The sequence below is a fragment of the Streptomyces shenzhenensis genome (assembly GCF_021462265.1).
GTDB lineage: Bacteria > Actinomycetota > Actinomycetes > Streptomycetales > Streptomycetaceae > Streptomyces > Streptomyces shenzhenensis.
In genome coordinates this window covers 1-13,573 of the sequence record NZ_JAJONF010000071.1, presented here as the reverse complement: position 1 = coordinate 13,573, position 13,573 = coordinate 1, and the positions used below count along the sequence as shown (strand labels likewise).

The following is a 13,573-nucleotide window of genomic DNA, read 5'->3' as shown; positions in this document are numbered from 1 at the left end:
CCCGGTCGTTCACCTCCGCCGACCGGGACCCTCTCGCGTCCCCGGAGCCGGGCCTGCGGCGTCACTCCCCCGAGTTGCGCGTTCTACGCGTGCGCCGTCGAACCCGGTCCGATGTGAAGATCACATCAGGGCTCGCCAACGGATCGCTAACATATGGCCAGTGGTTCTCCGGGAGGTCGCGAACCGGTTGGCGTGAATGCGTCGGGACGACTTCGGGAGCGGGCCGGAAGCCCAGCGGATTCCGGTGCCGACCGGCACGGAGAAGGTGGCGGGAACTCGTCCCCTGGGGGATGGAATTCCGCCGGGATCAAAGACCGGCGGGCACGTCCGCCGTGCGGGAAGGCGATGGGCGGAGTGATGCGGCGGTACGAGCTGCGGTTCGGACTGCTGGGGCCTCCGGTCCTCTACGACGCGGCCGGCGTACACCCCATCGGCAGCCCCAAGGTGCGCGCGCTGCTCGCCGCGCTGCTGCTTGAGGCCGGGCGGGTCGTTTCCGTCGAGTCGCTCAGGGAAGCGCTGTGGGGCGGGGCGCCCCCGGTGTCGGCGCGCGCCTCGCTGCACAACCACGTCACCCGGCTGCGCCGGCTCCTCGACGACCCGGAGCGGCTGCGGGCCGTACCGCCCGGGTACCTGCTGCGGGTCGACGACGGTGAACTGGACGTCGACGTGTTCGACGCCCGGGTGGCCCAGGCGCGCGCGGCTCACGGGCGGCGGGAGTGGGCGCCGGTGCTGCACGCCTGCGCCGACGCGCTCGCCCTCTGGCGCGGCAGCCCGCTCGGGGGCCTCCCCGCCGAACTCGGCGGCTTCGCCTTCGTGCAGCGCCTGGAGGAGGCCCGGCTGCTCGTGCTGGAGTGGCGCTACGACGCGGAGCTCGCCCTCGGCGGACCTCGACTGGGCGGCCTCGTACCGGAGTTGGCGGCGCTCGTCGCGGAGCACCCGCTCCGCGAGGCCTACCACCGCCAGCTCATGCTCGCCCTCCATCGCACCGGCCGTCAGGCCGAGGCCCTCGCCGTCCACCGCGACCTGCGCAACCGCCTGCGGGAGGAACTCGGCATCGAACCGGGCCCGGCGGTACGCCGGGCCCACGTGGAGGTGCTGCGGGGGCGCAGCGCGGCGGCGGGGGAGCGGGCGCCTCACGAGGGTGCCTCGGGTGTCGAGGCGGGTGCGGGCGCGGGTGTGTCGTGGCTGGGGGCGCGGGTCCCCGCGCCGCCGGGGGGTGCGTCGGCACCCCGTCAGCCGAAAGCCGGAGGTGCCGGTGAACGAATGGAATCAGCCCGCGCCGCGACCGCCGCACCCCTCAACCCCGTTTCTACGCGCGATGACTCCTCTCACCCACTCCCCGCTCAACTCCCGCCCTACCCGGCCCACTTCACCGGCCGCACCACCACACGCGAAGAACTGACGCACACCCTCACCCCGCCACCCGGCAACCCCCGTCTCCCCGCGCCCATCGACGGCGATTGCGTCCCCCAGGGGCCACCGGCACTCGCCCGTGAAGCTCCCACGCGTGGCGCCGCCCCCGCTTCCGCGGCCGTCGACGGCGATCTCGCCCTCCAGGGGCCGCCCGCACCAGACCGTGAAACCGTCATGGGTGGTGCCGGTGGGAACACAAGGGCCGAAGGCGAAGCCGAGGCCACGGCCCCCGTCCTCGTCGTGGTCAGCGGTACGGCCGGCGTCGGGAAGAGCGCGCTCGCGCTGCACGTGGCGCATCAGCTGCGGGATCGTTTCCCCGACGGTCAGCTCTACGTGCACCTGCACGGCGCCACCCCCGGCGTGCCCCCGCTCGCCCCCGGCCAGGCACTCGCCGCGCTGCTGAGAGACCTCGGCGCCGACCTCCGGCACATCCCCGAACACCCGGACGCCGCAGGTGCGTTGCTGCGCTCCCTGCTCGCACCGACCCGCACCCTGCTGCTGCTCGACGACGCCGCGAACGCCGCCCAGGTACGGCCCTTGCTCCCCGGCGGCTCCGGCTGCGCGGTGATCGTCACCAGCCGTTCCCCGCTCACCGCGCTCGACGGTGCCCGCCGCTTCCCGCTCGGCCCGCTCACCGGCGAGGACAGCGCGGCGCTGCTGCGCGCGGTCAGCGGGCGGGACGAGATCGACGCCGCCCACCCGCTGGTCGGCCTCACCGGCCGGCTCCCGCTCGCCCTCCGCGTCGTGGCCGCCCGCCTCGCCGCCCGCCGCGCGCTCACCCCCGACGTGCTGGCCGGTCAACTGGCGGCCGCCGAGAGCAGGTTGCAGCACCTCGAATACGACGACCTGAGCGTCCGGCGCTCCCTCGCCGTCGCCCATGACGCCCTCGCCGCCGCCGACCGCGCCGCCGACCGCGATGCCGTCGCCGCCCTGCGCCTCATCGGCGCCCTCGACCTGCCCACCTACGGCGCCCCCCTGATCGCCCGGCTCACCGGCACCGACGAGCGCCGCGCCGAGGCCGCCCTGGACCGGCTCGTCGACGTGGCCCTCCTGGAGGAGACCGCCTACGGCCGCTACGCGCCCCACGACCTGGTGCGCGACTTCGCCCGCGAGCTGGCCGGGGCGGCCGACGGCCCCGAAAGCACCCGGGCCGCGCTCACCGCCCTGCGCTGGTACGCCGCCGTCGCCGAACGCGCCCTCGTCGCGATCGTCGAACCCGGCCTCGACCGGGGCGACCGCCGCCGGCCCACCACCCCCCAGCCCCTCGAACACCAGCCGTACGCCGACGCCCTGCCGCCCTTCGCGAGCGACGAACACGCCTTCGCCTGCGACGACATGGAGCTGGAGAACATCGTCGCCCTGGTGGAGCGGTACGCCGACACCGCCGACACCCGGATCAGCGCCTACCTCTCCAAGCTCGTCCGGCTCCTCTACCGTTCCTAGGGGCCGAGCAGGAGTGAGCCTGCTTGGCCGCACGCCCCGAACGGTCTTGGGCGCACTGGTCCCCGACGTACTCAGCCCCGGGTCAGCGACACGGATCCTGTCCGTGGTCCGATTCCGGGAGGCCGGTTCCCTCATGACCTGGCCATGTGGATACGGCCAGGGGCGACGGGGAGGCCCCGAACCATCACTCCGGTGGAGCGGGGGCCCCGCACGCTGGCGCCTTACCCGGCGTCCCAGATCACACGATCACGGTAGCCCGAACGGCCCAGCACACCGCAAGTCCGGAAGTCGACCATCACACGATCGAGCTAAAACGGCCCTAAATGCGCTTTCCTGTGAGCAGTTGGCACCCCTACAGCGAGGCCGTCACCCACAGCCATCTCGGCAACCTCTACGAGCACACCGACCCGCGCGCCGCCATCGAGCAGCACCGGCGCTCACTGGCCATCGGGGACGCGATCGGCGCCGTCATCGTGCAACACTCGGCGCACTGCAACATCGGCTACGCCCATCTGAGCCTAGGTGAACCGGCGGCCGCCGCCGCGCACTTCGAGGAGAGCCTGCGCATCCTCGGCGGCCACGGCGACTGGCACGGCGAGTCCCAGACCCGGCTCGGCCTGGTCCGCGCACTGCGCGCCCTCGGCCGCACCGACCGTGCCCACCACGAGTGTGCCGAACTCCTGCGCCGCGCCGACGCCCGCGCCGACCGCTACAGCGGCGGTCTCGCCCGCCACCAGCTCGGTCTGCTCCTGCGCGAGCAGGGGCGGGCCGGGGAGGCGTACGGCGTCTGGCGCGAAGCCCTCGCGGCCCTGGACGGCACGGACGAGCCGGGCGTCCTCGCGGAGCTGCGCGGACTGCTGGCACCCGGCGACTGATCACTTCGCGTCGGCATAGCACTCCACCACCGCCGTCGTGAACGGGAAACGCACCGGTGTCTGCCCGAACGTCAGCCGTCCGGCCAGGTCCGCCGCCTCCCGTATCGCCGTCACGACCGTCTCCGTCTCCTCCTCCGGGCAGTGCACGATCACCTCGTCGTGCTGGAAGAAGACCAGCTCGGCCGCCAGGTCCGCGCAGGTCCGGCGAAGCGCCGCGAGCATCAGCAGGGCCCAGTCGGCGGCGCTGCCCTGCACCACGAAGTTGCGCGCGAAGCGGCCCCGGGCACGGGAGTCGGAGGAGGCGTATCCCGGCACCCAGCCCTCGGCCGCCTGCTCCTCCGGCTCCTCCTGGGGCATCCCCGCCTCCTCGGTGCCGTCGCCCGCGCCGGTCGCCGGCGGGCAGGTCCGGCCCAGCCAGGTGCGCACCAGCCGGCCCTCCTCGCCCGCCCGGGCCGCCTCGTCGACGTAGGCCACCGCCTTGGGGAACCGGCGGCGGAGCGCGGCCAGGTTCTTCAGGCCGTCACCCGAGGTCTGGCCGTAGACCGCGCCGAGGACGGCGAGCTTGGCCTGCTGGCGGTCGCCGGAGAAGGCGCGGTCGGAGACGGACTGGTAGAGGTCGGCCTCCCGCCCGGCGACCTCCATCAGCCCGGGGTCACGGGAGATCGCCGCCAGCACCCGCGGTTCCATCTGGTCGGCGTCGGCCACGACCAGCCGCCAGCCGGGATCGGCGACCGCGGCCCGCCGGATCACCTTGGGGATCTGCAGCGCGCCCCCGCCGTTGGTCACCCAGCGCCCGGTGACCGTGCCGCCCGCGTGGAACTCGGGCCGGAACCGGCCGTCGCGCACCCAGTCCTGGAGCCAGGTCCAGCCGTGCGCCACCCAGATCCGGTACAGCTTCTTGTACTCCAGGAGCGGTTTCACCGCCGGGTGGTCGACGGACGAGAGCTCCCAGCGGCGGGTGGACTTCACCTTGATCCCGGCCTGGGCGAAGGCCTTGATCACATCGGCCGGCAGATCCGGCCGCACCCGCCTGCCGAAGGCGGCCGATACCTCGTCGGCCAGTTCGGCCAGCCGTCGCGGCTCGCCGCCGCCCGCGTACCGCTCGCCGAGCAGTTCGCGCAGCACCTCACGGTGGACGTCGGCGCTCCAGGGCACGCCCGCGCGGTTCATCTCGGCGGCGATCAGCATCCCCGCCGACTCGGCGGCGGTCAGCAGCCGCATCCGGTCCGGGTGCTCGGCCCGGTCGTGCCGGCGCTGCTGCTCGGCGTAGACCGCGAGGAGCTCGTCGAGCGGCAGGCGCGCGGTGCCCTGCGGTTCGAACAGCGGGGACTGCGCCCCCGGCTCGGCCGCGCGCTGCGGCGGATCGGGCGGTACGGGACCGCCACGGAGGCGGGCCAGGGCGGCGGCGGCCGAGCGCGGCTCGCCGGACCGCCCCTCGTGGCCCAGCAGAAGTGTCTCGGCGTCCTCGATGTCGTAGCACCGCTCCACTCGCACCCCCGTGGCGAGCAGGCGCGGGTAGACCTCGGCGGTCGACCGCCACACCCAGCGTGTTACCTCCGGGCGGCCCCTGACCGCCCCGGCGAGATCGGGCTCCCGCCGCACCGGCCCGGCGGGCAGCCCGTCCGGACCGAGGGGGGCGACGTCCACGCCACCGTCCTCGGCCGGAGCGAGAGCCCACCGGTCGGTCATGCCACGAGTCTGGCACCCGCCACTGACAATCGCCCTGACCTGGGAGTTCAGCGCTCCGGCGGATTCTTCACTCGTCCTCCTCGGCAGCGCCGTCCGCCGCCTCGGCCGCGCCCGCCGCCTTGGCCGCCGCGTTCTTCTGCTCCAGCAGCAGCGACAGCACCTTGTTCACGTACTTCTCGGTCGCCGGCTTGGTGATGCCCAGCCCGCTGAGGACGCCGTCGCCGTTCTCGTGCTCCAGGAGGGCCAGCAGCAGGTGTTCGGTGCCGACGTAGTTGTGGCCGAGGCGCAGGGCCTCGCGGAAGGTGAGTTCGAGGGCCTTCTTGGCCTCCGGGCCGTAGGGGATGAGGTCGGGGACGTCGTCGGCGGCCGGCGGGAGCGCGGCCGTGGCCGCCTGACGCACGGTGTCCAGCAGGACGCCCTGCGCGAGGATCGCCTTGGCCGCGATGCCGTCCGGCTCGGCCAGCAGGCCGAGGACCAGGTGCTCGGGGCGGCCCTCGGGGTTGCGGGCCGCGAGCGCTTCGTTGTGGGCCGCCATCACCGCGTTCCTCGCGCGCGGGGTGTAGCGGTCGAAGCCCTGGCTGGGGTCGAGGGCGGCGGACTCCTTCGGCACGAAGCGCTTCTGCGCCGCCTGCCGGGTCACCCCCATGCTCTTGCCGATCTCGGTCCAGGACGCGCCCGAGCGCCGGGCCTGGTCGACGAAGTGGCCGATGAGGTGGTCGGCCACGTCGCCCAGGTGGTCGGCGGCGATCACCGCGTCCTGGAGCTGGTCGAGAGGTTCGGGGTGCACCTTCTTGATCGCCGCGATGAGGTCGTCGAGGCGTACGGATGCCGTGATGTTCGGGTTGGTAGCCATGTGTCAACCGTAGGTTGACACCCGCTCACTGTCAACCTTCGGTTGACAGGTGGAGGTTCGCTGTCGCGGCCAGTTGTCCACAGGGTGTGGACGGCCGTCGAACGCCGCCGAACACCGTCGGCGCCGCGTGGCACGATCGACACGTGACCAGCAGCAAGCCCAGCACCGTCGACCGAGCCTTCCAGAGCGCCCTGTACGACGACACCGACTCCGGCCTCGACACGGGCGCGTCCCTCCTCGCGGCCGACACCGGCGCGGACGCGGAACTCGCGCGCCGTGGCCGTGAGTTCGTCGCGGCCGCCTGGCGGCGCGGCTGGCAGCCCGCCGACGTCGTACGACTGGTGCGGCGTGAACTGGACGACCCGCACGTCAGGCTGGCCGCCGGGCTGATCCGGGCGCAGGTGCCGGACGACCGGCCGCGCGGCCCCCGCTGGCAGGCGCAGCTCGACGCGCTGTCCGAGGAGGACGGTCACGCACGCGTGGGCGACCGTTTCTCGCACGCCACCGCCGTCCTGGAGCTGTACCGCCTGCTGCTCCGGCTGCCCGCCCTGGAGCCCCTCGACGAGCCACGATCCGCTGCCGCCGCGCACCGTCCGGCGTCCCGCATGCTCACCCGGATCCGTGCGCTGCTCGCCAAGGCCGAGGCGACCGGCTATCCGGAGGAGGCGGAGGCGCTCAGCGCCAAGGCGCAGGAACTCATGGCCCGGCACAGCATCGACGAGGCGCTGCTCGCCGCGGGGGCGCTCGCGCCGGACGCGCCGGGCGCCTGCCGGATCGGGGTCGAACCGCCGTACGAGCAGGCCAAGGCGATCCTGCTGGACGCGGTCGCCACGGCCAACCACTGCCGCGCGGTGTGGAACGAGCCGCTGGCCTTCTCCACGGTCGTCGGCTTCGAGGCGGACCTGGAGGCGGTCGAGCTGCTCCACACCTCGCTGCTGGTGCAGGCCACCCACGCGATGACAAAGGCGGAGGCGGCGCAGCGGGCGGGCGGCCGCAAGCGCACGAAGACCTTCCGCCAGTCCTTCCTGGCGGCCTACGCCCACCGGGTCGGCGACCGCCTCAGAGCGGCCGCGCGGTCGGCCGTGGCCGAGACCGAGACCGAGGCATCCCAGCCCCTGCTCCCGGTCCTGGCCACGAGGGACATGGCCGTGACCGACCGCCTGAACCGGATGTTTCCCGCCACCACCACGACCCGCCTGCGCGGTGTGACCGACGAGGCCGGCTGGACAGAGGGCACAAGAGCAGCGGACCAGGCCCAGGTCCGCTCCCGCCATCAACTCCCCTGAGCCACAACGCGCCCCGTAGGGCGACGCGGCCGTGGGGCCCTGTCAGGGGCGTGGGGTTGTGTCGGTGTACGGCTGCGGCCGCGCGGGTGGGAACGTCTTACTGGTGGTGGGCCGAGGTCTGGCTGGTGGGGCCCTGCCAGGGGCGTGGGGCTGTGTCGGTATGTGGCTGCGGCCGCGCGGGTGCGAACGCCTTGCTGCTGGTGGGCCGAGGCGTGGCCGGTAGGGCCTGTCAGGGGCGTGCGGCTGTGTCGGTAGCGGCTGCCGCCGCGCGGGCGCGAACTCCCACCGGCGGTCAGCCGAACCCCGGCCCCTAGGCCCCGGACTCAGTCCCCCGCCTGCTGGAACGCCCCCACCGCGGCGTTCACCTTCTCCGCCGATCCCTTGCCCGCCACCGCCCCGTACTTCCACGGAAAGCTCTGTGTCGCGGCGGTCCCGGGCAGGGACACCGTCATCGACGTGGCCGCGAGACTCGTCTGGTCGCCGTCCTTGCCGCGCACGTAGCTGACCGAGAACGTCGCGGAGTCGCCCTTGGCGAGCTTGAGCTTCTGCGTCTTCGCCCCCGGCTGCGCGGCGACCGCCGCCGACGTACCGCCCGCCTTCAGCGTGACCCCCGCGAAGCCGTCCAGCGTGCACGGCGCGCTCTGGTTGGTGATGCTCACCGGCACCTCGCCGGTGTCCCCCGCGGCCGGCGCGACGCTCGCGGAGCCGACTTGGACGGATACCTTGCCGATCTCGCAGGCCGAGCTGTTCTTGCCGCTGGAGCCCGATCCGCCGGGGCCGCAGGCGGTCAGGGCGAGGGCGGCGGCGAGGGCGGTGACGGTGAGCGGAATGACGCGCATGAGCAGTTCCCCATCGAGGTCGTGACGGTGTCCCAGCATCATCACGCCCCGCCCCGGGGCATGTGCGCCCGCCCCCGCCCTCGACGGTTCCATGGTGTGCTGCCGTCGGCCCGTGCAGGCCGGCGGCTGCACACCGCGCGGCGGTCGAGTACGGCCTTACTGGCCAAGGCTCGCCGTCGCCAGCCCCGACGGCAGCTTGCCGCCCTCGGCCCTGGTGTAGGTCTCCTCGCCCGATTTTCCGGACCAGGTGACTTTCATGCCTGCCTTGCTGACCGCGTCGACCATTCCGGTGACCCGGTCCTTGCTGCCGTCCGTGCAGGTGAGATGGATCATCCGCATCCCGGCCTCCTCGCCGGCGGTCCCGCTGCACACGGCCCCGCCGGTCTCGAAGAGCGCGGCCTTCTTGCCGGTGACGACCAGCGCGACGATCTTGCCACCGCTCGTGGTGATCCAGCTGCCCTGAAGTGCGTCGGAGGAGGCCGCGGCGCTGCCCGAACCGGCCGTGGCGGTGGCGGCCGACGACGACGTGTCCGACGGGGTGGCCGAGGAGCCGCTGCCGGAGCCGCCGCCACTGCACGCGGTCAGCGCGAGCGCGCCCACCAGCCCCGTGGCGGCGGCCACGATCCGCAGGGCCGGACGCGTGGCCGCCGCAGCCGTCCGAGCCGAAGCGGTCTCCATGTGTGTCGTAGCCGTACTCGCCGTAGCCGTGGTCACCGCAACGCTCCCAAGCTGTAGGGGGTCGGCCGGCCCGGCCGCCCGAACGACAGCGGCAAGCTACCAGGACTCACCTGGAGAACTTGCGTTCGCCAGGTAGGTATCCACTGTGGGCTCGGTCCCGTGGTCGCACCTGGGCCGGACCGCGCGCCCGGTGAACAGCCGTGCCGACGGCCGTCCACCTGGCCGCGGTCGTGCAGCCGGGCTGGTCGCGGTCGTGCACCCGGGCTGGTCGCGGTCGTGCAGCCGGGCTGGTCGCGGTGGTGTACCCGGGCTGGTCGCGGCCGTGAAACCCGCGTGCGTTCGCGTCGCGCGCCCGCCGGCGCGGCTCACGCCCCGGGCGGAGGCGCCCGCAAGGAAATCCCCCTGCGCCTGCCCGCCCCCCGCCTGCTGCTGTCGCCTCTCCGCCCCGGTCGCACCGGGGCCAGGCCCTCGCTCCGGCCCGTCTCGCTCACCGGACGGTCACATGGACGATGGAACACCTGGGCCGGTGTACGCGTCTTTCCTTGGTGCGTGAAGAATTCCATCCGGTCGATCCCGTGCGGATGACAGTGCGCGGGATCACGGGGGCTGGCGGTCGCATGTCCTGCGGAAACTGGGGCAGACGCTGGAACGGATTGAGTAAAGCGGACGTCAAAGCTGTAACCGTAGGAACACCCCGCGTGCACGTGCATCTGCTCATGCATCTGCACGTGAACAAGGTTATGATCCGGGTCAGTTGACCGCTGCACCAATGGTCACATCAGCCAGTTAGTGCACCACCGGGGAGCGACCTGTGGACCTCGACGTTGACGGCGGGTACGGGGGGTTTGACGTGTACAACGGCATGGCTGCCACGCAGCTGGACGGAGTGGCCTGGCAGAAGAGCAGACACAGCAACTCGCAGGGTTCCTGCGTGGAGTTCGCCCGGCTGCCGGGCGGCGACGTGGCGGTCCGCAACTCGCGCTTCCCGGACGGGCCCGCGCTCGTCTACACGCGCGCCGAGATCGAGGCGATGCTCCTCGGGGTCAAGGACGGCGAGTTCGACCACCTGATCACGAGCTGACGGCGGTCACACCTGGCATCTCGGTACCTTCGGTGCACAGCGCGCATTAACGCGCGTAGAAACCCGGCGTCCGAAGACGCCGGGTCCCTCATTCGGCGGACTGCAGTCGGAACAGCGCCCACACGACCTTGCCGCTGAGCGTCCCCGCCAGCGGGTGCCAGCCCCAGCCGTCACTGAAGGAGTCGACCAGGAACAGCCCGCGGCCCGACTCCGCCGAGAAGTCGTCGGAGTCGCGGGGGGTGGGCGTCTCGTGGCTGGGGTCGCGCACCGCGCACACCAGCCGTCCGGTCCACCGCATCAGGTGCAGCCGCACCGCCGGCCCCTGGGGCGCGGCGAGGCAGTCGGTCTCCCCGGGCACCGCGTGCCGCAGGGCGTTGGTGACGAGCTCCGAGACGACGAGACAGACGTCGTCGAAGCGGTCGCCGACGTCCCACTGGCCGAGTGTTCTCCGGGTGAACCGACGGGCTTCGCGCACCGCTTCGTAGCGGGCGGGCAGGGCGCAGGAGGCGGCGTTGGACACGGCCGCGGGATCAAGCGGCGGAAGGCCCTGCCGTAATGGCTTGAGCATGGTCGATCCATTCGTCCCCATGCGAGGCACTCCCGGGAATTCGCGGTCGTTGCGATGCAGCGGTGGCGCGGGACCATGGTTTCGGATGCGCAGAGCAGATGCAAGGGCAGATGCACGTGCAGACGACCGAATTGGACCCTCCCGTACCGCTTCTTGGTCATTTTTTCCGCCAACTTCCCATGCTTGGCTCACTACCTGCTTGCAACTTCCTGTGCTTAAACTTTGGCCGCTTTCCGTTTCCGTAACCGGACGAGTACTGCTCGAAGTGTTTTAGTGGCAGACTGCGGGCCCAAAGACGGTTGGGGAGGCTGGCGAACGTGAGCGCGGGAGAGCCCGGATCGGTGGTGCGGCGAATGCTGCTCGGCTCGCAACTCAGGCGGCTGCGTGAGGCCCGGGGGATCACCCGCGAGGCCGCCGGGTACTCGATCCGTGCCTCCGAGTCGAAGATCAGCCGCATGGAGCTGGGCCGGGTGAGTTTCAAGACAAGGGACGTGGAAGACCTGCTGACGCTGTACGGCATCACCGATGAGGCCGAACGCGAGCAGCTCCTCTCCCTGGCCCGCGAGGCCAACGTGGCCGGCTGGTGGCACAGCTACTCCGACGTCCTGCCGACCTGGTTCCCCACTTATGTCGGGCTGGAGGGCGCGGCCCATCTGATCCGCGCCTACGAGGTGCAGTTCATCCACGGTCTGCTGCAGACGGAGGAGTACGCGCGCGCGGTGGTGCGGCGCGGCATGAAGGGGGCCGGCGAGGCCGACGTCGAGCGCCGGGTCACGCTGCGCATGGAGCGGCAGAAGTACCTGGTGGCCGAAAACGCCCCCGACTTCCACATCGTCCTCGACGAGGCCGCCCTGCGCCGCCCCTACGGCGACCGCGAGGTGATGCGCGGCCAGCTCCAGCACCTGGTCGAGATCTCCGAGCGGCCCAACGTGCGGCTGCAGATCATGCCGTTCAGCTTCGGCGGGCACTCCGGGGAGGGCGGCTCCTTCACCATCCTGAGCTTCCCCGAGTCGGACCTGTCCGACGTGGTCTACCTGGAGCAGCTCACCAGTGCCCTCTACCTGGACAAGCGCGAGGACGTCGCCCAGTACGAGCAGGCGCTGAAGGAACTCCAGCAGGACAGCCCGGGACCGGACGAGAGCCGGGACCTGCTGCGCGGGCTGCTGCAGCTGTCGTAGACACCCTTCGCAGGCACCCGTCGTGCTTCGCGGGCACCCGTCGTGGATGTCTGCCGTAGATATATCGATGCACCTGGGGATTGCCCTAGATCATCGAACTGTTGCCCCAACTCCCCGGTGACGCCAGTAGCATGACGCGTGATCAGACCGTGATGTGGATGTGGACCGGATGTCCGCGTCGACTGCCGTCGCAGCAGGGGATCGAGGGATCACATGTCGTCCTATTTCACCGACCTGGCCCAGCAGTACATCGACGGTGAGTGGCGCCCGGGGACCGGTTCCTGGGACATCATCGACTTCAACCCGTACGACGGTGAGAAGCTCGCGTCGATCACGATAGCCGCGGTCGAGGAGATAGATCAGGCCTACCAGGCCGCAGCGCGCGCCCAGAAGAAGTGGGCCGCCACCAACCCCTACGCCCGCCGCGCCGTCTTCGAGAAGGCCCTGCGCCTCATCGAGGAGCGGGAAGCGGAGATCACCGAGGCGATCATCGCCGAGCTCGGCGGCACGCACCTGAAGGCCGCCTTCGAGCTGCACCTCGCCAAGGAGTTCCTGCGCGAGTCGATCCAGTGGTCGCTGCGGCCCGAGGGCAGGATCCTGCCGTCCCCGGTGGACGGCAAGGAGAACCGCGTCTACCGCGTGCCGGTCGGTGTGGTGGGCGTGATCAGCCCCTTCAACTTCCCCTTCCTGCTGTCGATCAAGTCGGTCGCCCCGGCGCTCGCGCTCGGCAACGCCGTCGTCCTCAAGCCGCACCAGAACACCCCGATCGTCGGCGGCACGCTGGTCGCGAAGGTCTTCGAGGACGCCGGCCTGCCCGGCGGCCTGCTCAATGTCGTCGTCACCGACATCGCGGAGATCGGCGACGCCTTCATCGAGCACCCGATCCCGAAGGTCATCTCCTTCACCGGCTCCGACAAGGTCGGCCGCCACGTGGCCACCGTCTGCGCCTCGCTGTTCAAGCGCTCGGTGCTCGAACTGGGCGGCAACAGCGCGCTCGTGGTCCTCGACGACGCCGACATCGACTACGCGGTCGACGCGGCGGTCTTCAGCCGGTACGTCCACCAGGGCCAGGTCTGCATGGCCGCCAACCGTGTCCTGGTCGACCGCTCGATCGCGGACGAGTTCACCGAGAAGTTCGTCGCCAAGGTCAGGACCCTCAAGGCCGGCGACCCGAGCGACCCGCAGACGGTCATCGGCCCGCTGATCAACTCCCAGCAGGCGGAGTCGGTTTCGGCCACGGTCCAGCAGGCCGTCGCCGAGGGCGCCACGGCCCTGGTGCACGGCACGACCACCGACAACCTGGTCGAGCCCTCGGTCCTGACCGGCGTCCCGGCCGACTCCGCCCTGCTCCGCCAGGAGATCTTCGGCCCGGTCGCCTTCCTCATCCCGTTCGACGGCGAGGAGGAGGCCGTACGCCTGGTCAACGACACCCCCTACGGCCTCAGCGGCGCGGTCCACACCGGGGACGTCGAGCGGGGCGTGGCCTTCGCCAAGCAGATCGACACCGGGATGTTCCACGTCAACGACGGCACCGTCCACGACGAGCCCCTCGTTCCCTTCGGCGGCGAGAAGCACTCCGGGATCGGCCGCCTGAACGGCGAGACGACGGTGGAGTCCTTCACCACCCTGAAGTGGATCTCGGTACAGCACGGCCGGAGCGGCTTCCCGTT

At 71.9% G+C, this 13,573-nt stretch carries 11 protein-coding genes; 6 read left to right on the top strand and 5 right to left on the bottom strand.

What is annotated here, in order from left to right:
* Positions 1 to 345: 345 nt before the first annotated feature.
* Together LQ326_RS43985 and LQ326_RS43980 are read left to right on the top strand one after the other, a co-directional pair.
* Positions 346 to 2,856: an AfsR/SARP family transcriptional regulator gene (locus LQ326_RS43985; RefSeq protein WP_372497118.1), complete on the top strand. Its 2,511-nt coding sequence runs from the start codon at positions 346 to 348 to the stop codon at positions 2,854 to 2,856.
* A gap of 323 nt (positions 2,857 to 3,179) precedes the next feature.
* Positions 3,180 to 3,731: a tetratricopeptide repeat protein gene (locus tag LQ326_RS43980; protein WP_372497117.1), complete on the top strand. Its 552-nt coding sequence runs from the start codon at positions 3,180 to 3,182 to the stop codon at positions 3,729 to 3,731.
* Here LQ326_RS43980 and LQ326_RS43975 read toward each other — a convergent pair whose 3' ends face one another.
* On the bottom strand, positions 3,732 to 5,420 hold the full coding sequence (locus tag LQ326_RS43975; RefSeq protein ID WP_234544740.1) for a bifunctional 3'-5' exonuclease/DNA polymerase: 1,689 nt from the start codon (positions 5,418 to 5,420) through the stop codon (positions 3,732 to 3,734).
* Between the two features lie 67 nt (positions 5,421 to 5,487).
* Positions 5,488 to 6,273: a Clp protease N-terminal domain-containing protein gene (locus tag LQ326_RS43970; protein WP_234544739.1), complete on the bottom strand. Its 786-nt coding sequence runs from the start codon at positions 6,271 to 6,273 to the stop codon at positions 5,488 to 5,490.
* 143 nt (positions 6,274 to 6,416) lie between these two features.
* Between LQ326_RS43970 and LQ326_RS43965 the strand changes: the two genes are divergently transcribed.
* Positions 6,417 to 7,559, top strand: a complete 1,143-nt coding sequence (locus LQ326_RS43965; protein WP_234544738.1) for a DUF2786 domain-containing protein — start codon at positions 6,417 to 6,419, stop codon at positions 7,557 to 7,559.
* 323 nt (positions 7,560 to 7,882) lie between these two features.
* On the opposite strand, the gene LQ326_RS43960 is transcribed toward LQ326_RS43965, so the two are convergent.
* Both LQ326_RS43960 and LQ326_RS43955 read right to left on the bottom strand, forming a co-directional pair.
* Positions 7,883 to 8,398 (bottom strand): DUF4232 domain-containing protein, encoded by a 516-nt coding sequence (locus LQ326_RS43960; RefSeq protein ID WP_234544737.1) that lies wholly within the window; start codon positions 8,396 to 8,398, stop codon positions 7,883 to 7,885.
* A 156-nt stretch (positions 8,399 to 8,554) separates the two neighbouring features.
* On the bottom strand, positions 8,555 to 9,076 hold the full coding sequence (locus tag LQ326_RS43955; protein ID WP_234544736.1) for a hypothetical protein: 522 nt from the start codon (positions 9,074 to 9,076) through the stop codon (positions 8,555 to 8,557).
* Between the two features lie 811 nt (positions 9,077 to 9,887).
* Between LQ326_RS43955 and LQ326_RS43950 the strand changes: the two genes are divergently transcribed.
* On the top strand, positions 9,888 to 10,157 hold the full coding sequence (locus LQ326_RS43950; RefSeq protein ID WP_181806651.1) for a DUF397 domain-containing protein: 270 nt from the start codon (positions 9,888 to 9,890) through the stop codon (positions 10,155 to 10,157).
* Between the two features lie 88 nt (positions 10,158 to 10,245).
* On the opposite strand, the gene LQ326_RS43945 is transcribed toward LQ326_RS43950, so the two are convergent.
* Positions 10,246 to 10,725 carry an ATP-binding protein gene (locus LQ326_RS43945; RefSeq protein ID WP_234544735.1) on the bottom strand — a complete coding sequence of 160 codons (480 nt, stop codon included), beginning with the start codon at positions 10,723 to 10,725 and terminating at the stop codon, positions 10,246 to 10,248.
* A 341-nt stretch (positions 10,726 to 11,066) separates the two neighbouring features.
* Between LQ326_RS43945 and LQ326_RS43940 the strand changes: the two genes are divergently transcribed.
* A complete protein-coding gene (locus LQ326_RS43940) occupies positions 11,067 to 11,903 on the top strand; it encodes a Sco1979 family transcriptional regulator (RefSeq protein WP_491074095.1) in 837 nt (278 codons plus the stop codon).
* A 213-nt stretch (positions 11,904 to 12,116) separates the two neighbouring features.
* The coding region (locus LQ326_RS43935) for an aldehyde dehydrogenase family protein (RefSeq protein WP_234544734.1) at positions 12,117 to 13,573 on the top strand (1,457 nt) is incomplete at its 3' end.